The 18483-nt window shown below is 41.7% G+C and carries 14 protein-coding genes; all 14 read left to right on the top strand.

Annotation, left to right across the window (positions count from 1 at the left end; genetic code table 11):
* The first annotated feature begins 44 nt into the window (after positions 1 to 44).
* The 14 genes from ABVF21_RS03135 (at position 45) to sigE (ending at position 18449) form a co-directional block, all read left to right on the top strand.
* Positions 45 to 1964, top strand: coding sequence for a stage V sporulation protein D (locus tag ABVF21_RS03135; protein WP_303531192.1), 1920 nt, complete (start codon positions 45 to 47; stop codon positions 1962 to 1964).
* Between the two features lie 97 nt (positions 1965 to 2061).
* The gene (locus ABVF21_RS03130) at positions 2062 to 3525 is read left to right on the top strand and encodes a UDP-N-acetylmuramoyl-L-alanyl-D-glutamate--2,6-diaminopimelate ligase (protein ID WP_303531194.1); all 1464 of its coding nucleotides are present in this window, start codon (positions 2062 to 2064) and stop codon (positions 3523 to 3525) included.
* Positions 3522 to 4880 carry a UDP-N-acetylmuramoyl-tripeptide--D-alanyl-D-alanine ligase gene (locus tag ABVF21_RS03125; protein WP_303531195.1) on the top strand — a complete coding sequence of 453 codons (1359 nt, stop codon included), beginning with the start codon at positions 3522 to 3524 and terminating at the stop codon, positions 4878 to 4880. Before ABVF21_RS03130 ends, ABVF21_RS03125 begins: the two co-directional genes overlap by 4 nt.
* Positions 4881 to 4892: 12 nt before the next feature.
* On the top strand, positions 4893 to 5867 hold the full coding sequence (gene mraY / locus ABVF21_RS03120) for a phospho-N-acetylmuramoyl-pentapeptide-transferase (RefSeq protein ID WP_194221340.1): 975 nt from the start codon (positions 4893 to 4895) through the stop codon (positions 5865 to 5867).
* Positions 5867 to 7207: a UDP-N-acetylmuramoyl-L-alanine--D-glutamate ligase gene (gene murD, locus ABVF21_RS03115; protein ID WP_371017465.1), complete on the top strand. Its 1341-nt coding sequence runs from the start codon at positions 5867 to 5869 to the stop codon at positions 7205 to 7207. Before mraY ends, murD begins: the two co-directional genes overlap by 1 nt.
* A 67-nt stretch (positions 7208 to 7274) precedes the next feature.
* Positions 7275 to 8375, top strand: a complete 1101-nt coding sequence (gene spoVE / locus ABVF21_RS03110) for a stage V sporulation protein E (RefSeq protein ID WP_194221342.1) — start codon at positions 7275 to 7277, stop codon at positions 8373 to 8375.
* Between the two features lie 376 nt (positions 8376 to 8751).
* Positions 8752 to 9534, top strand: coding sequence for a cell division protein FtsQ/DivIB (locus ABVF21_RS03105; protein ID WP_303531197.1), 783 nt, complete (start codon positions 8752 to 8754; stop codon positions 9532 to 9534).
* 479 nt (positions 9535 to 10013) lie between these two features.
* Positions 10014 to 11294, top strand: a complete 1281-nt coding sequence (ftsA, locus tag ABVF21_RS03100; protein ID WP_194221344.1) for a cell division protein FtsA — start codon at positions 10014 to 10016, stop codon at positions 11292 to 11294.
* Between the two features lie 30 nt (positions 11295 to 11324).
* Positions 11325 to 12467 carry a cell division protein FtsZ gene (gene ftsZ, locus ABVF21_RS03095; RefSeq protein ID WP_194221345.1) on the top strand — a complete coding sequence of 381 codons (1143 nt, stop codon included), beginning with the start codon at positions 11325 to 11327 and terminating at the stop codon, positions 12465 to 12467.
* Positions 12468 to 13334: 867 nt separating this feature from the next.
* Positions 13335 to 14627, top strand: a complete 1293-nt coding sequence (locus ABVF21_RS03090) for a homoserine dehydrogenase (RefSeq protein WP_303531200.1) — start codon at positions 13335 to 13337, stop codon at positions 14625 to 14627.
* Complete coding sequence (gene thrC / locus ABVF21_RS03085; protein ID WP_371017464.1) at positions 14627 to 15682, top strand: threonine synthase; 1056 nt, start codon at positions 14627 to 14629, stop codon at positions 15680 to 15682. The genes ABVF21_RS03090 and thrC overlap by 1 nt, the downstream gene beginning before the upstream one ends.
* Positions 15667 to 16602 (top strand): homoserine kinase, encoded by a 936-nt coding sequence (thrB, locus tag ABVF21_RS03080; protein WP_303531204.1) that lies wholly within the window; start codon positions 15667 to 15669, stop codon positions 16600 to 16602. Before thrC ends, thrB begins: the two co-directional genes overlap by 16 nt.
* Before the next feature lie 175 nt (positions 16603 to 16777).
* Entirely contained in the window at positions 16778 to 17695 is a 918-nt protein-coding gene (spoIIGA, locus tag ABVF21_RS03075) for a sigma-E processing peptidase SpoIIGA (RefSeq protein ID WP_283152268.1), read from the top strand.
* 34 nt (positions 17696 to 17729) lie between these two features.
* A complete protein-coding gene (gene sigE / locus ABVF21_RS03070) occupies positions 17730 to 18449 on the top strand; it encodes an RNA polymerase sporulation sigma factor SigE (RefSeq protein WP_194221350.1) in 720 nt (239 codons plus the stop codon).
* Positions 18450 to 18483: the final 34 nt, after the last annotated feature.

Below are 18483 nucleotides of genomic sequence, written 5' to 3'. Positions count from 1 at the left end.
GTTGAACATATAGTGGAACGAGCATAATCAGGGAGGATGAGTTTATGCGCGTTTCCACTGTTACTGTTCGAAGGAGACTTGTGATGGCGCTTGTCATCGGTCTATTTGTATTTGCGGTTGTCGTCGTGAGGCTTGGTTATGTGCAGCTTGTGATGGGAAATTGGCTAAGTGAGAAAGCGAAAGATTCTTGGAGTCGAAATATTCCGTTCGAACCGAGTCGAGGCGAAATCTTGGATCGTAACGGAGTGCCTCTTGCAACGAATATTAGTGCCCCTTCTGTACTAATCGTTCCAAGACAGCTTCAAAATCCTGCGGCTACTGCTGAAGCTCTTGCTGCTTCCCTTAATACGAGTAAAGAAAAGGTTTATGAAACGATCACCCAGAATCAATCAATGGTTTGGATTCGTCCTGAAGGTAAGAAAATGTCGAATGAAAAGGCAAATGAAATTCGGAAATTGAATCTTTCAGGTGTTTACATTGCTGAAGATAACAAACGTCACTATCCAAACGGCGACTTTCTAGCTCACGTGCTAGGGTTCAGTGGTATTGATAATCAAGGTTTGACAGGTATTGAGCTCTACTATGATGAAGAGTTAAGCGGTGAAAAAGGACAGGTTGAGTATTATGCAGATGCGAAAGGTAAGCGGATGCCTTCTCTTGCAGATGACTATACAGAGCCTGTAGATGGGCTTGATCTACGTTTAACAATTGATTCAAAAATCCAGACAATTATGGAACGAGAGTTGGATATTGCGGAAGCTACCTACCATCCGGATGGAGCGGCAGCCATTGCAATGGATCCGAATACAGGTGAGATTCTCGGGATGACTTCAAGGCCGGATTTTAATCCAGAAGAATTTCAGCAAGTCTCTCCTGACGTCTGGAATCAAAATAAGCCTGTTTGGAGTACGTATGAACCAGGATCAACATTTAAGATTATTACGCTAGCTGCTGCTCTTGAGGAAGGGGAAGTTGATCTTGAGAAAGATCATTTTCACGACCCTGGAAGCATTGAAGTGGCTGGAACAAAATTAAGATGTTGGAAAGCTGGAGGTCATGGAAGTCAAACGTTTTTAGAAGGTGTGCAAAATTCCTGTAACCCTGGTTTCGTTCTTCTTGGGGAACGTCTGGGCAAAGAAAAGCTCTTTTCATATATTGATAAATTTGGCTTCGGTGACAAAACCGGCATTGACCTACAAGGTGAAGCAAGCGGGATATTATTTGATGTTGATAATGTCGGTCCACTAGAGCTGGCAACAACAGCCTTCGGTCAGGGGGTATCCGTTACGCCTATTCAACAGGTAACAGCTGTTTCAGCTGCTGTGAACGGAGGGACACTCTATGAACCATACATTGCAAAAGAGTGGCTAGATCCTGAGACGGGAGCAGTTGTAAGTAAAAACTCGCCAACTGCGAAAAGACAAGTGATTTCAAAAGAAACATCAGAAGAAGTAAGGCATGCGCTTGAGACGGTCGTTGCACTTGGAACTGGAAAAAACGCTTATGTAGATGGCTATAGGGTAGGTGGAAAGACTGGAACGGCTCAAAAAGCGAAAGACGGCGCTTATTTAAAAAATAATCATATCGTCTCTTTTATTGGTTTTGCTCCTGCGGATGATCCTCAAATTGTTGTATATGTCGCAATTGATAATCCGAAAGATACGCTCCAATTTGGTGGAATCGTAGCCGCCCCAATCGTAGGTAATATTATCCAGGATAGTTTGACGGTTATGGGTGTGGAAAAAAGGGAAGATCAAATTGAGAAAGAAAAGACATGGCAGGATGAAGAGATGATTGAAATGCCGGATTTAGTAGGTTTATCTACTGTAGATATTCATAAAGCAATGTATAATTTGAAAATTGATTCAAGTGGTGAAGGGGATACCGTTGTGGCTCAGGCCCCTGAACCTGGAGTGAAATTACCGGCTGGGTCAGAAATTCGACTTTATATGGGTGACAAATAAGCGACCGGTGAGTACAATAAGTAGTGAACAAGCCAAGGCGTATGCTCTTGGCTTGTTTTCTGAAAATATGTCAGCGAACTAGAAAGGTTTGAAAGAGATGAAATTACAAGAACTTCTCCATGCATTACTTACATATAAGCAAGTAGGAAAAGGGAACCCGGAAATAGCAACGATTGAAAGTGATAGTCGAGCTGTTAAAGCTAATAGTTTATTCGTTTGTATCCCTGGTTACACAGTGGATGGCCATGATTTTGCTGAGCAGGCTGTACAACAGGGAGCAGTTGCACTTATATCTGAAAAGGAGCTAGACGTTTCTGTTCCAGTTATTATTGTTAGAGATGCTCATCGTGCGCTTGCAGAGCTAGCTAATTATTTCTATCATAATCCAACGAAATCATTTTCTTTAATTGGTGTAACGGGAACGAATGGCAAAACGACCGTCTCTCATTTAATTGAGCAGATTCATCGTAATGAACAGCAAACGACAGGATTAATCGGCACTATTAATATGAAAATAGCAGATGAAGAATTCGAGACGAAAAACACGACGCCTGAACCATTGCTACTTCAAAAGCAATTTGCCAAAATGCAGGAAAGCAATGTTCAAACGGCTGTTATGGAAGTTTCTTCTCACGCGTTAACATTAGGTCGCGTTAGAGGCTGTGATTATGATGTAGCGGTCTTTACGAATCTAACTCAAGATCATCTTGATTATCATGGAACAATGGAGGAATATCGTCAGGCAAAAGGTCTTCTTTTTTCACAGTTAGGTAATACATATGATACAGGGAGAAAAAAGGTAGCCGTTTTAAATGCCGATGATCAAGCGAGTGAGCAATATGAACAAATGACTTCAGCGCACATTTTGAAATATGGAATTGATAATAACGCTGATATTATGGCTAACAGCATCTCGTTTTCCGCTAACGGGACAAGTTTTCACCTCGTTACTCCTGAAGAAGAACGAGATGTGAAACTGATGTTAACAGGCAAATTCAGCGTCTACAATGCACTTGCAGCTATTGCAGCTTGTCTTTCTAACGGGTTATCACTTGATCGTATTCTAGAGAGTCTTGAACAAATTGCAGGTGTTCCGGGACGGTTTGAACTTGTTGATGAAGGACAGGAATTTCCCGTTATCGTTGACTATGCGCATACACCGGATAGCCTTGAGAATGTGCTGTTAACAGTTAAAGAGATGTCAAAAGGGAATGTATTTGCTGTCGTTGGCTGCGGGGGAGATCGTGATCGTACGAAACGACCGCTCATGGCAAAGATCGCAACAGAATTAGCAGATACAGCGGTTCTTACTTCAGATAATCCGAGGAGTGAAGATCCTGAACGCATATTAGATGATATGGTGGAAGGTGTAAGTGGACATTATATCCGTATTACAGATCGAGCAGAAGCTATTCATCATGCTGTTACTCACGCTGTGGAAGGCGACGTTGTCCTTATTGCAGGTAAAGGACATGAAACTTATCAAATCATCGGCGATCGAGTGCTCGATTTTGATGATCGACAAATAGCACGTCAGGCAATAAAGGAGCGGAAGAGATGAACTTTTCATCTAAATTACTAAACAATATTAGTCAGGGACCAGTTGAACATGAACTGGTCTTTGAAGGTGTGGCGACGGATACGAGGAAAGACTGTACGAACAAATTATTTATTCCGATCGTTGGCGATGTATTCGATGGTCATCGTTTCATAGATGCAGCCATTGCTAATGGGGCAACTGGAACGCTTTGGGATAAAAATAAGCCATTTCCTCAAGATCTCGTCGGGAAGATCAATGTATACGAAGTTGACGACACAACCGTTGGGTTTCAGGAGCTTGCGAAACAAGTTCTTAAAGAACAAAATCCATATGTTATCGGTGTAACTGGTAGTAATGGAAAGACAACAGTGAAAGATATGCTTGAAGCGGTTCTCAGTCCTAAATATAAAACGTATAAAACACAGGGCAACTTGAATAATCATTGGGGACTCCCGATGACAGTTCTTGCTATGCCTGAAGAAACAGATGTATTGATCCTTGAAATGGGGATGAGCGGAGCAGGTGAGATTTCCCTTCTTACCCAGATCGCTACACCGGATGTTGCGATCATTACGAACATTGGAGAGTCTCATTTACTTCAACTAGGCAGTCGAGAAAATATCGCCAAAGCGAAAATGGAAATAGCAGAGGGACTTAAGTCCAATGGTCATCTCGTGCTTGATGGAGATGAGCCTCTTCTTGCTCCACTTCAGAAGAATGCGATTTCTTGCGGGTACGATGAGACAAATGACCTTCAAGTAGATCAAGTTGTAAAGCTGGATAATGGGTATTCGTTTACGTTATTAAATGAAAAAGAGCCGTTCAAAATTGCATTATTAGGTAAACATAATATTAAGAATGCGCTCTACAGCATTGCTGCAGGAAGAAAACTTGGAATGACAGATGACCAAATCCGAAAAGCTCTATCTTCCTTAACCCTTACTGGGATGAGACTGGAGAAGTTTACGAGTTCAACCGGTGCATTAATTATTAATGATGCCTATAATGCCAGTCCAACATCCATGAAAGCTGCGGTTGAAACGCTTGCTGAATTGGAAGGATTTGATAAGAAAATTGCCATTCTTGGTGATATGTATGAGTTAGGTGATCAAGAAGAATTTCTCCACCGTAACATAGCAACGGCGATTAAATCGTCTATTACGGAAGTGATTACAGTTGGAGAAAAAGCAAAGTGGATTTATGATGGGATCGTGGAAGACGAAGCACAGCAAGTGCCTGCTGTTTCCTTTGACAATAAAGAAGATGCCGCATCATATCTATCGGGCCAACTTGATGATAAAACAGCCGTTTTGTTAAAAGCTTCAAGAGGGCTAGGGCTCGAAACCATCGTAAAGGCATTAGAGAATGAATCTTAAGGAGGCAGTACAGTGATTGAAAGATTATTAATTTTTAGCTTATTAACATCATTTATTATTGCGGTGTTAGTATCGCCCGTATTTATTCCATATTTAAGAAGGCTTAAATTTGGACAGAGCATCAGAGAAGAAGGACCTAAGTCACACCAAAAGAAATCTGGGACTCCGACGATGGGTGGACTGATCATTATTCTGTCTATTATTCTCGGGACTATTATTATCGCTCTTAAATATGATGAAATTTCAACCCAAATTTGGCTGCTTTTATTTGTAACAGTTGGATATGGACTGATTGGCTTTTTGGATGATTTTATTAAAGTTGTGAAAAAGCGTAACCTTGGATTAACATCAAAACAAAAACTATTAGGTCAGCTCCTAATTGCGATCCTTGTTTATTTTGGATTAAGAACCGTTGGATTTGATACAGCGATTCATGTTCCAGGGACAGAGTGGAGCTTTGACATTGGCATTGGATATGTGATTTTACTTTTTGTCATGCTAGTTGGCGCGTCAAACGCTGTCAATCTGACAGATGGACTGGACGGGCTTGTAGCAGGAACGTCGGCTATTGCCTTCGGCGCATTTGCCATTCTTGCGGCGTCAGTATACATGTATGATGTGGCTATTTTCTCCGTCAGTGTCGTTGGCGCAGTACTAGGATTTCTTGTCTTTAATGCTCACCCTGCGAAAGTATTTATGGGTGATACTGGATCACTTGCGCTTGGGGGGGCACTTGCGGCTGTTGCCATTATGACGAAGCTTGAGCTTCTTCTCGTGATTATTGGTGGGGTGTTTGTCATTGAAACCCTATCCGTTATTATTCAGGTGACTTCATTTAAAACGACAGGTAAACGTGTGTTTAAGATGAGTCCTCTTCATCACCACTATGAGCTTTCTGGTTGGACGGAATGGCGCGTTGTCGCTACATTTTGGACAGTTGGTTTACTATGTGCAACGTTTGGAATCTATCTTGAGGTGTGGATGTAATGAAAAGAGTTAATTATGAAAATAAGTCTGTTCTTGTTTTAGGAATAGCGAAAAGTGGATTTGCGGCAGCGAAGCTCCTACGATCTCTTGGCGCTAAAGTAAAAGTGAATGATCGCGAAGAAGTGAAAAACAATCCTAAAGCAATGGAACTTCAAGAATTAGGGTTCACCGTTGTAGGCGGTGGGCATCCTCTTGAACTTCTAGATGGCGTCGATTTAATTGTGAAGAATCCCGGGATACCTTATGAAAATCCACTTTTAGCAGAAGCTCAAAAGAGGGAGATTCCAATTGTGACAGAAGTTGAAATCGCAGGTGAAATATCAGAAGCTCCGTTTGTCGCCATAACAGGTTCGAACGGGAAAACAACCACAACAACTCTTATTGGACAATTATTAAGACATACAGAGTCTAATCCGATTGTGGCAGGCAATATTGGAACAGTTGTATGTGAGGTAGCTGCGGAAGCTACACCTAATCAAACGCTTGTGACAGAACTCTCTAGTTTTCAGCTTCAAGGAACAATGAACTTCCATCCTCATATTGCAGTACTTCTAAATATTTATGAGGCACACCTTGATTATCATGGAACTAAAGAGGCTTATGCCGCAGCTAAAGCTCGTTTGTTCCAAAATCAAACCGAGGAAGATTTTGCTGTTTATAATGCCGACGATCAACTTGTCACTGGTTTTGCTGAGGCTTCTAATGCTTCACTCGTTCCTTTTTCAGCCACAAAAACATTAGATTCTGGCGTATGTATTGATGAAGAGTGGATCGTGTTTAAAGAGGAAAAAGTGATTAAGATTGAAGATCTATCAATGAAGCAGAACGTGGAAAATACGCTTGCTGCTATAGCTGTAGCGAAGTTGTCAGGTGTTTCAAATGAAAAAATCCATCAAGAACTAACAAACTTTCACGGTGTGAAACATCGTCTACAGTTCGTAGGAGAAGTTAACGCACGTAAATTTTACAATGATTCTAAAGCAACGAATTCAATTGCTACTAAAAAAGCGCTTGATTCCTTCAAAAAGCCCGTGATTCTTCTCGCTGGAGGTCTTGATCGTGGGAACGGGTTTGACGATTTAATTCCGTATTTCCAAACAAAAGTGAAGCACTTAATTACGTTTGGTCAGACTGCCTCTAAATTAGAAAAAACAGCTTCATCAGCAGGACTGGATTCTGTGACTGTTGTCGATAATGTAGAGGAAGCTGTTACAACAGCTTATAATCTTTCCGAAGCGGAGGATGTTGTTCTTCTATCACCGGCTTGTGCAAGCTGGGATCAATTCAAAACGTTTGAAGAACGTGGAGACATCTTTATTGAGGCAATGCATAGACTCTAATGAGAGGTTGTCTTGCTTATCCGGTGAGTTCGGTTAGGTAAAATCGACAAAACGGAGTGTGGGTCTATTGCCGAAAACAAAATCAACGCCAGACCTGGTCTTTTTAACTGCAACATTAGTGTTGTTAGCAATTGGATTAATCATGGTTTACAGTGCCAGCGCTGTATGGGCCTCTTATAAATTTGACGATGCATTTTTCTTTGCAAAAAGACAGCTTCTTTTTGCGGGGGTAGGTGTTGTGGCCATGTTCTTCGTGATGAACGTTGAGTATTGGACATGGCGCACCTGGTCAAAAGTAGGCGTGCTCATCTGCTTCATTCTGCTTGTTCTAGTCCTGATCCCAGGAGTTGGACTTGTTCGAGGGGGAGCGAGAAGCTGGCTTGGTGTTGGTGCGTTTTCAATCCAACCATCTGAATTTACAAAACTTGCAATGATTGCTTTTCTTGCTAAATATTTATCCGAAAATCAAAAACGAATTACGTCATTCAAAAAAGGACTAGTGCCGTCGCTTGGTATTGTGTTCATAGCTTTCGGTATGATTATGCTTCAACCGGATCTTGGAACTGGAGCGGTTATGGTTGGTACGTGCGTCGTAATGATTTTTATATCGGGGGCAAGAATAGCCCACTTTGTTTGGCTTGGTATGCTTGGTTTAGCCGGCTTTGCCGTCCTGATTTTATCAGCGCCCTATCGAATTGCGCGAATCACCTCCTACCTTGATCCGTGGAGTGACCCACTCGGTAGTGGTTTTCAAATCATTCAATCGCTCTATGCCATTGGCCCGGGTGGACTGATGGGGCTTGGGCTAGGCCAAAGTAGACAGAAATTTTATTATTTACCTGAACCGCAAACAGACTTTATCTTTGCAATTTTATCTGAAGAACTCGGATTTATCGGTGGAAGCTTTGTGATTCTCTTATTTTCACTTCTTCTGTGGCGAGGGATTCGCATTGCACTAAGAGCTCCTGATTTGTTTGGTAGTCTTCTTGCTGTTGGTATCATCGGGATGCTTGCGATTCAAGTAATGATCAATATTGGCGTTGTAACTGGCTTAATGCCTGTAACAGGGATTACCCTCCCTTTCCTTAGCTACGGGGGCTCTTCCTTAACGCTCATGCTTGTAGCAATGGGAGTGTTACTCAATATCAGTCGGTACGCAAAGTTTTAAGCAGATCATGGAAGAGCGCTCATTAGAGAGCGCTCTTTTTCTATGATTTACATGATTGATTAAAATTACGAGGTAACCCTTTGAATTTCCCTATTTATTATATATCTTTGTTAGCTTATACTAGTGATTCTTAAGTATTGGCTCATTCTATTTGTCGGCACAGAGCTGAAATAAACAATGTTAAGTAATATAGCTTATTATTAAGAACAATTCTCTGGGATGAATTTCCTTCTAGAGGCTAATAACACCTTAACTTATGCTATAATGATTGAAATGAGGACAAACAGCTGGGTCATGCCGTTCGGTTGCCATGATAAGCGTTAGTAACATCGTAAGTATAGACAGAAGTTCATTTACCGGAGACGGAGGCAAGACAATGGAAGATCGCAAAGTTGTAACAATTGAAGATCGGATTCCCACGTTGAAAGCACAGCGTAAACAGCGCGCTAACAGAAGATTAATCGTCTATTTATCAATCTTCTTCTTTCTCATTTTGCTGATCATTTACTTCCAATCTTCCTTAAGTCACATTCGGAACGTTGAGGTTTCTGGCAACAATTATGTTTCAGAAAAAGAAATTATTAAGTTAAGTGAGCTTAATAATAGCGTGAGCTTTTGGAATTTAAATGCTAAAAATGTAGAAGAAAAGGTAGAAAAATCAAAAGAAATTAAAGAAGTAACTGTGACTAGACAGTTTCCTGCGACTGCTAAAGTGGAGGTTGTGGAGAATGCTCGAGTCGCATATCTAAAAAAGGGAAGTGAATATTTCCCGATTTTGCAATCTGGTGCTATTCTTGATGCACTCCCTAAAGGTGAAACGCCAGTGAGCGCTCCTATTTTGATGCAATGGAACGAAAGTACAGAGCTATCAGAAATGGCAGGCGAGCTCAGGAAAGTAGAATTAAGTATTATTAATCGTATTTCTGAGATTCACTATACGCCGAATGGGGATAAAGCTTTTAACTTAACTCTTTATATGACAGACGGATATGAAGTGAAAACAAGCATTAGCGATTTTTCTGAGAAGGTGAATAGCTACCCGTTAATAGTTGAGAAGCTTAAAGATAAAGCCAAAGGTATTCTTTATCTAAATGAAGGTAGTTGGCTTGAGCCTTATGAGGACGTTTCAACTGAAGAAGAGGAAAAGAAGGAATCTTGACGATAAAATGTATAGATAATCCCTGTTCTAATGGACAGGGAATGCTCTTTGTTCACGAAGGTTTATGAGCAGGGCAATTTATGTTTAATAACTCATTTTCATGTAAAAATGAAAGAAAACAGCAAAATTCTTTCCAATCACGAAAACAGTGACTTTTCTACTGCTTTCACATGGTGTAGACTAATACTTATGCACTGCTTTGTACATCTCTTCAGTAAAAAAGGAATGAACCGAAGAGAGTAGGGGAGTGTCACCCAAAAAAATAAGAGGAAATCTCGTATAAAAGAAGGGAAATAAACGGATTTGTGGAATAGAGTCCTTATATCACATTCTTCCCGGGACTTCATGAAGCGAGCCTTGAGGAAGTTTAATTCAAGAGATTATTGTGTATATAAAGGTGTTGGACATTTTTTCAACCCTATTATAGAGAAACTATTAATACCTGAACATGGTAGCATTTTGAAGGAGGTGCCAGGAGAATGAACAGCAATGAGATTTATGTGAGTCTAGACATCGGTACATCCAATGTGAAAGTAATCATTGGCCAGATGACGAACGATTCTTTAAATATTCTTGGAGTCGGCAGCGCGCCTTCCGATGGAATTCGTAAAGGATCGATTGTGGATATAGATGAAACTGTTCGTTCAATTAAGCAGGCAGTAGAAAACGCAGAAAGAATGGTAGGTTTATCGGTTCGTTCTGTGATTGTGGGGATTAACGGCAATCACGTACAGTTACAACCCTGTCATGGGGTAGTGGCTGTATCGAGTGAGGATCGTGAAATTCATGATGAAGATATTGCTAGAGTAATTGACGCAGCACAGGTTGTTTCTATCCCTCCTGAGCGAGAAATTATTGATGTGATTCCAGGACAGTTCGTAGTTGATGGACTCGACGGCATTACGGATCCACGTGGGATGATTGGTGTTCGCCTTGAAATGGAAGGAACAATCATCACAGGTTCAAAAACAGTATTACATAATTTATTAAGATGCGTTGAAAAAGCGGGTCTTGAAATTGCTGATATTTGTCTACAACCGCTAGCGTGTGGGTCAATGGCTTTATCAAAAGATGAGCGTAATTTAGGTGTAGCACTAGTTAACATGGGTGCTGGATCTACTACGATTTCTATCTTTGAAGAAGGCTCACTGAAAGCCACATCTGTACTTCAAATTGGTGGCGATCACGTAACCAAAGATATTTCGATTGGTCTTAGAACAACGACTGAAGAAGCTGAGCGAATTAAGATTAAGCATGGCAATGCTTTCGTTGATCTTGCTTCAGAAGAGGAAGCTTTCACAGTATCGACAATAGGAAGTTCGGCTGAACAAGAATTTAATCAGTACGAATTAGCTCATATTATAGAACCTCGGATCGAAGAGATGTTAGAATTGATAGAAGACGAAATTAAGCGAATGGGAATTCGTGAATTGCCGGGCGGATTTGTTCTAACCGGTGGTATGGTCGGAATGGACGGAGTTCTTGAACTTGCTCGTGAAATTCTGCAGCACAATGTACGTGTTGCGGTCCCTGACTATATCGGCGTACGCGAACCGCAATACACAACTGGCATTGGTCTTATCCAGTTCACGTATAAAAACGTGAAGATTCAGGGGAAAGAAGTGGCAGCATCACTCAACCCTGAAGAAGAAGTGAAGCCCAAGCGTAGAACAAAAGCCGAACCTCAACCAGGTGAGAAATCTTCTTCACCAGGTATGAAAGAGAAAGTGAAGAATTTCTTTAATCTATTTGTTGAATAAAGGGCTATTACAAGATTAGGAGGACCTGAGATGTTAGAGTTTGATATGAATATGGAACAATTAGCACAGATAAAAGTAATCGGTGTCGGCGGAGGCGGAAGCAATGCTGTCAATCGTATGATCGAGAATGGTGTCCAAGGTGTTGAATTTATTGCTGTTAACACGGATGCACAGGCATTGAACCTTGCTAAAGCAGAAGTTAAAATGCAAATTGGTGGTAAATTAACAAGAGGTCTTGGTGCAGGAGCTAATCCGGAAATCGGAAAGAAAGCTGCTGAAGAAAGCAAAGAACAGATTCAGGAAGCGCTTAGCGGTGCTGATATGGTATTCGTTACCGCAGGAATGGGTGGCGGAACTGGAACAGGTGCTGCACCTGTCATTGCTGAAATTGCCAAAGAACTTGGTGCATTAACAGTAGGAGTTGTCACACGTCCATTTACCTTTGAAGGTAAGAAGCGTTCGACACAAGCCGTTACTGGAATTGCAATGCTTAAGGAAAAAGTCGATACGTTAATTGTAATCCCTAACGATCGTCTACTTGAAATTGTTGATAAAAACACTCCAATGCTTGAAGCGTTCCGTGAAGCGGATAACGTTCTTCGTCAAGGTGTTCAAGGGATTTCAGACCTTATTGCAGTACCGGGTCTTATTAACCTTGACTTCGCAGATGTTAAAACCATTATGACTGAACGTGGTTCTGCATTAATGGGAATTGGTATTGCAACAGGCGAAAACCGCGCTTCTGAGGCTGCTAAAAAAGCTATTTCCAGTCCACTCCTAGAAACATCTATTGATGGTGCAAAAGGGGTGCTTATGAACATTACGGGCGGATCTAATTTGAGCCTGTACGAAGTAAATGAAGCAGCTGACATTGTTTCATCAGCTTCTGATGAGAATGTGAATATGATTTTCGGTTCTGTAATTAACGAAGATTTAAAGGACGAAATTCTTGTTACAGTGATCGCTACTGGCTTTGACGAGAACGAAAATAAGAAGAAGACGGTTCCACGTCCTTCTGCACAATCGAAGCAAAGCGCTCCGATACAACAGCAGAAGCATGAAGAGGAAGAAGTTCAGCCGGAGCCATCTAAATTCGGTACAAGAACGGAAGAGTCTAACGATACGCTAGATATTCCTACTTTCCTTCGTAACCGCAAACGTAATAGAAGATAACTCAGAAAACCAGCTCTTTTTAGAGCTGGTTTTTTTATTTGGGAAAGTTCGGTTAGTCGTTTATTAAATCTCTTCATTTCTTCTCTCTCCAGCGCTTGTCGGACCTAGTCGACTACTTCCGCTTTTTGTGTAATCCAGCTCCAGTGGTCAGGTCCTCGAGTCGCTTCACCGTTCGTTTAGAACACAAAGGGCGTGTTCCAATCGAAAGGTTCCAGCGCTTGTCGGACCTGGTCGACCACTTCCGCTTTTTTTGTAATCCAGCTCCAGTGGGCAGGTCCTCGAGCCGCTTCACCGTTCGTTTAGAACACAAAGGGCGTGTTCCAATCGAAAGGTTCCAGCGCTTGTCGGACCTGGTCGACCACTTCCGCTTTTTGTGTAATCCAGCTCCAGTGGTCAGGTCCTCGAGCCGCTTCACCGTTCGCTTAGAACACAAAGGGCGTGTTCCAATCGAAAGGTTCCAGCGCTTGTCGGACCTGGTCGACCACTTCCGCTTTTTGTGTAATCCAGCTCCAGTGGGCAGGTCCTCGAGCCGCTTCACCGTTCGCTTAGAACACAAAGGGCGTGTTCCAATCGAAAGGTTCCAGCGCTTGTCGGACCTGGTCGACCACTTCCGCTTTTTGTGTAATCCAGCTCCAGTGGTCAGGTCCTCGAGTCGCTTCACCGTTCGCTTAGAACACAAAGGGCGTGTTCCAATCGAAAGGTTCCAGCGCTTGTCGGACCTGGTCGACCACTTCCGCTTTTTGTGTTAATATAAATAAAATTTATTTATTTCTGAAAACGGTGTTGTGTTCGTGGGCAATCACACGTATAATGTCCATTATATAAAAACAAGTGTCCTCACCAGAAGGACAAAGGAGTGGAGAGTATATGAAGGATTGCGTATCTGTAGGATTGTTAGGACTTGGCACAGTAGGTAGTGGTGTTGTACATATGATTGATTCCCACCAGAAAGAGTTACAGCAGCGAGTGGGTTGTCAGGTGAAAGTGGCAAAGGTGCTTGTAAGAGATATGGATAAAGAAAGAAACGTTGATCTAGATTCAAGCATTCTCACTCAAGATCCTGAAGATGTTATCAATAATCCAGAGGTCGATGTTGTGATTGAAGTAATTGGTGGGATTGATCAGGCGAAAGAGTTCATTCTTGCTTCTCTTAAGAATCATAAGCATGTTGTAACAGCGAATAAAGACCTGATGGCGATCCATGGAAGAGAATTACTAACTGCTGCAGTTGATAATGAAAGTGATCTTTTCTATGAAGCTAGTGTAGCGGGTGGCATTCCTATCCTTAGAAGTTTAGTAGAAGGATTATCTTCTGACCGCATTACTAAGCTAATGGGAATTGTGAATGGAACAACAAACTACATTTTAACTAAAATGACAAAAAACAATGTCCCATATGAGAGTGTCTTAAAAGAAGCTCAGGACCTTGGATTTGCGGAGTCGGATCCTACTGCTGATGTAGAAGGGTTAGATGCTGCTAGAAAAATGGTGATTCTTGGGACGCTTGGCTTCTCCATGAAGGTTGGATTAGATGATGTAAAAGTAGAAGGCATCACACGTGTTGATGAAGAAGATATTGCTTATAGTAAGAAGCTAGGTTACACAATTAAATTATTAGGCATTGCGAGCTCAACAGACGGATCTATTGAACTTTCGGTTCAGCCAACATTGCTTCCTTCAAGACACCCATTAGCGTCCGTTAACGATGAATATAACGCGGTGTATGTCTATGGTGAAGCGGTAGGAGAAACAATGTTCTATGGCCCTGGTGCAGGTCAATTACCGACTGCCACTGCGGTTGTATCCGATCTCGTAGCTGTTATTAAAAATATGCGATTAGGTGTGAATGGAAAAAGCGTTATTCTTCCACAGCATGAGCGGAAGTTAACAAGCGATGAGCAAATTAAAAGCAAACATTTTATCAGGTTAATTGTAAAAGATGAACCGGGTGCATTTTCAAAAATTTCTCATCTATTCCAGGATCGTGGATTAAGTTTAGAGAAATTGATTCAAGAGCCAGTTGTGAATAATGGTACGGCTGAACTTGTCATCATTACACATGAAACGAATCAACGAGCATTTGAAGAAGTTCATAATCGTTTGAGAGACTTGGATGTAGTCGTAGAAGTGAAGAGTCGTTACCGAGTGGAGGGAATGTAATGAGCTGGAATGGTTTGATTAAGCAATATAAAGAATATTTACCTCTAACAGAGGAGACTCCTCAGCTCACGCTAAATGAGGGAAATACACCGCTGCTAAAGCTTGATCAGCTTTCAAACGAACTAGGTATTTCCCTTTATGTGAAGATTGAAGGAGCAAATCCGACGGGCTCATTTAAAGATCGTGGCATGGTAATGGCTGTGGCTAAGGCGAAGGAAGAAGGCAGTGACGCTATTATATGTGCTTCTACAGGCAACACAGCAGCTGCGGCCGCAGCTTATGGGGCAAGAGCAGGCTTACGCTGCATTATCGTTATACCTAAGGGGAAAGTAGCGCTAGGTAAGCTTGCCCAAGCCATGATTTATGGCGCAGAAATTTTTGAGATCGATGGGAATTTTGATGAAGCGCTCAGAATGGTGCGCGATATTGCGGAGACTGAGCCTATTGCTCTAGTTAACTCTGTTAATCCATACCGATTAGAAGGTCAAAAGACAGCGGCTTTTGAAGTATGTGATCAACTTGGGGAAGCGCCAGATGTGCTAGCGATTCCTGTTGGCAATGCTGGGAACATTTCTGCTTATTGGAAAGGGTTTAAAGAATATGTGACAGAAGATAGTCGACCGCAAATGCGTGGATTTGAGGCTGAGGGGTCTGCTGCGATCGTTCAAAAGAAAATCATCCCCAATCCAGAGACAATCGCTACAGCCATTCGTATTGGTAATCCAGCTAGTTGGCATCTTGCCGAAGAAGCTGTGATTGAATCAAAAGGTAAAATCGATAGCGTAACAGATGATGAAATTTTGCATGCGTATCAAGAGCTTGCCAAAAAGGAAGGCGTTTTTGCTGAACCAGCTTCGTGTGCTTCGGTAGCTGGAGTAATGAAGCAGGTTGCCTCAGGAGAGATTAAGAAGGGATCAAAGGTTGTTGCCGTATTAACGGGGAATGGATTGAAAGATCCTTCCACTGCAATGGACCTTGTTGTTGCAAAACCACGTGTTGTTGCAGCAGATAAAACACAGTTTCTTGAGGAGCTCAAGGGATGTGTGAGCCAGTGAATAGAGAAGAAGGCCTTTACTTGAAAGTTCCAGGTAGTACTTCAAATCTTGGACCAGGATTTGATTCAGTAGGTCTTGCAATCAATCGCTATTTGCACGTAAAATTGGAACCTTCTTCAGAATGGTCCTTTCATTACATTGACTTTGATGATGTATTGCCAGCAGGCAAAGATAATATGATTTATCAAACAATCGAGCAAATCGAAAAGAAGTATGGGAATGGAAAGAAACCTTCTCCTCATACTGTCACAATGACGAGTGAACTTCCTTTAGAGAGGGGACTTGGGAGCAGTGCTGCAGCCATTGTTGCTGCTGTCGAAATTGCGGACTTTACAATGGATCTTCATCTAACGATTGAAGAAAAAGTACAGATTGCCACAACATTTGAAGGCCATGCCGATAATGTTGCCGCGTCCCTTTATGGCGGACTCGTTATTGCAACTGGAGAGGAAGGAATAGGAACGATATCACATCAAGTAACTGATTTAGAGATGATCGCACTAATACCAAATCGCAAATTGAAAACAACGGATTCTCGATCAGTGTTGCCCGATATGCTCCCTTTTCAAGAAGCTGTAGAGGCAAGCAATATCGCAAATGTTTTTGTAGGCGCTGCTCTTCAGAACGATTGGAAATTGGCGGGTAAGCTAATGGAGCGTGATCTTTTTCATCAACCTTATCGAAAACATCTAGTGCCAGACTTAGAAAAGGTTCGTGCGATTGCTATGGAAAATGGTGCGTATGGAGCTGCTTTAAGCGGTGCAGGTCCAACATTAATTGTCTTTCATCCCAAAGCTTCGTCGAATGATCTTCAATTAGCGCTAGAAAAAGCTTTTCCTGAGTATTGTTGTGAATTGCTTATACCTGCGTCAACAGGGATGGAAATAACGTACGGAGCTTATCAAAATCAATCCATTTAATTGAGAAGTCGTCCTCTAAAAGGGCGGCTTTTTTTATGTTTTTGGACGGATGGTCGCCTGACAAAACTAGTGATAATTATCCAAAATAACCTCACTCTAACCGGCACAATCTGACAGTTTTATAAAGAAACTTAGTCTATACTTAGTATCAAAATCGCAAGGGGGGAGGCGTTCGGTGGCAGTATACCTTGATGTGATCTGGTTGCTAAATTTTTGTTTCGATTACATGCTGCTTGCGCTAACTGGGATACTGCTGAAGAAACAAGTAAAAAAGAGACGGCTTGCTACTGGTGCATTGATCGCTTCGTGTTATGTGCTTTTTCTTTTTGTTCCTGCCCTAACATTTATGGTAAACCCATTCATGAAGCTGCTCTACTCCTTACTTATTGTTGTGGTAACGTTTGGCTTTACAAGGTTTCGTAGCTTCTTTCAATGTTGGCTTCTCTTCTATTTTGTTACTTTTATGATTGGCGGGGGAATGATGGGGGCACATTATTTCTTTCAAAAAGATATGACGGTGTATAACGGAGCGGTCGCTACACAAAGCACTGGATTTGGGGATCCCGTTAGCTGGCTTTTTGTGTTAGTTGGTTTCCCTATCGTTTGGTTTTTTTCAAAAAGAAGAGTGGATCATCTCGAGACAACACGAATTCATTTTGATCAACTAGCAGAAGTTAGTATCCGAATTGATGATGTGACAATTTCAGCTAAAGCACTTGTCGATAGCGGCAACCAGTTACAAGACCCTTTAAGCGGCTCACCTGTTATGATCCTCGATATGACGGTGCATGAAGCGAACTTTCCACCATCGTTTATTCAGAAAGCCAAAAACATCACGGAATTCCAAGAAGAAGGAGAGGAGGATCGTTGGGAACATCGGTTACGTATTGTTCCGTTTCGGGCAGTCGGACAAGATCATCAATTCTTGTGTGCTGTAAAGCCGGATGAAGTATTGATCTCGATGGAGGGACGTTCATTAACTGTCAAAAAAGTACTTGTTGGATTAAGCTTTCATACGATTTCAGGAGAAAAAGATTATACGTGTATCCTTCATCCGAAAATGCTGACAGGACATAAGGCGACTGCGTCATAGAAGAGAAAACAAGACGACCAAGGAGGAGTTCGAGATGGGGAAAATGAAAATTAAGTTAGTTCTATGGTGGCAGCGGATCCTAATGAAGCTTGGTATTAAACCTGATGAGATCTATTACATAGGAGGGAGTGAAGCACTACCTCCTCCTCTATCGAAAGATGAAGAAGCGCATTTATTAATCCAATTACCTAAGGGAGATAAAGCAGCAAGATCGATTTTAATAGAGCGTAATCTTCGTCTGGTCGTTTATATTGCACGGAAATTTGAGAATACGGGGATCAACATTGAAGATTTAATTAGTATTGGTACGATTGGTCTCATCAAAGCAGTAAACACATTTAATCCTGAGAAAAAAATCAAGCTTGCAACCTATGCATCAAGGTGTATAGAGAATGAAATATTAATGTTCCTTCGACGGAATAATAAAATACGCTCAGAAGTTTCATTTGATGAGCCGCTTAATGTGGACTGGGATGGAAATGAGCTCCTTTTGTCTGATGTTCTAGGGACAGATGAAGATATCATTACGCGAGGGATAGAAGCTCGCGTTGATCGTAGATTACTTGTGAAAGCATTAGAAACACTTAATCCAAGAGAAAAACAAATTATGGAGTTAAGGTTTGGTCTTGCTGGAGAAGAAGAGAAAACGCAAAAGGATGTTGCCGATTTGCTTGGCATTTCTCAATCTTATATTTCAAGGCTCGAAAAGCGCATTATTAAACGACTTCGGAAAGAGTTCAATAAAATGGTCTGAGCTTCTTAGGATAATAGATGCATAAAATTCCCAC

It is taken from the genome of Pseudalkalibacillus sp. JSM 102089 (assembly GCF_041366475.1).
GTDB classification, from domain to species: Bacteria; Bacillota; Bacilli; order Bacillales; family Guptibacillaceae; genus Guptibacillus; species Guptibacillus hwajinpoensis_B.
This window is presented reverse-complemented; position numbering and strand designations above follow the sequence as displayed.

Bases quoted from the DNA above. Each gene is read 5' to 3' on its own strand.
- sigE (WP_194221350.1), top strand. From the start codon at position 17,730: ATGGGGAAAATGAAAATTAAGTTAGTTCTATGGTGGCAGCGGATCCTA.
- ABVF21_RS03130 (WP_303531194.1), top strand. From the start codon at position 2,062: ATGAAATTACAAGAACTTCTCCATGCATTACTTACATATAAGCAAGTA.
- ABVF21_RS03125 (WP_303531195.1), top strand. From the start codon at position 3,522: ATGAACTTTTCATCTAAATTACTAAACAATATTAGTCAGGGACCAGTT.
- ftsA (WP_194221344.1), top strand. From the start codon at position 10,014: ATGAACAGCAATGAGATTTATGTGAGTCTAGACATCGGTACATCCAAT.
- murD (WP_371017465.1), top strand. From the start codon at position 5,867: ATGAAAAGAGTTAATTATGAAAATAAGTCTGTTCTTGTTTTAGGAATA.
- thrB (WP_303531204.1), top strand. From the start codon at position 15,667: ATGTGTGAGCCAGTGAATAGAGAAGAAGGCCTTTACTTGAAAGTTCCA.
- thrC (WP_371017464.1), top strand. From the start codon at position 14,627: ATGAGCTGGAATGGTTTGATTAAGCAATATAAAGAATATTTACCTCTA.
- ABVF21_RS03135 (WP_303531192.1), top strand. From the start codon at position 45: ATGCGCGTTTCCACTGTTACTGTTCGAAGGAGACTTGTGATGGCGCTT.
- ABVF21_RS03090 (WP_303531200.1), top strand. From the start codon at position 13,335: ATGAAGGATTGCGTATCTGTAGGATTGTTAGGACTTGGCACAGTAGGT.
- ABVF21_RS03105 (WP_303531197.1), top strand. From the start codon at position 8,752: ATGGAAGATCGCAAAGTTGTAACAATTGAAGATCGGATTCCCACGTTG.
- ftsZ (WP_194221345.1), top strand. From the start codon at position 11,325: ATGTTAGAGTTTGATATGAATATGGAACAATTAGCACAGATAAAAGTA.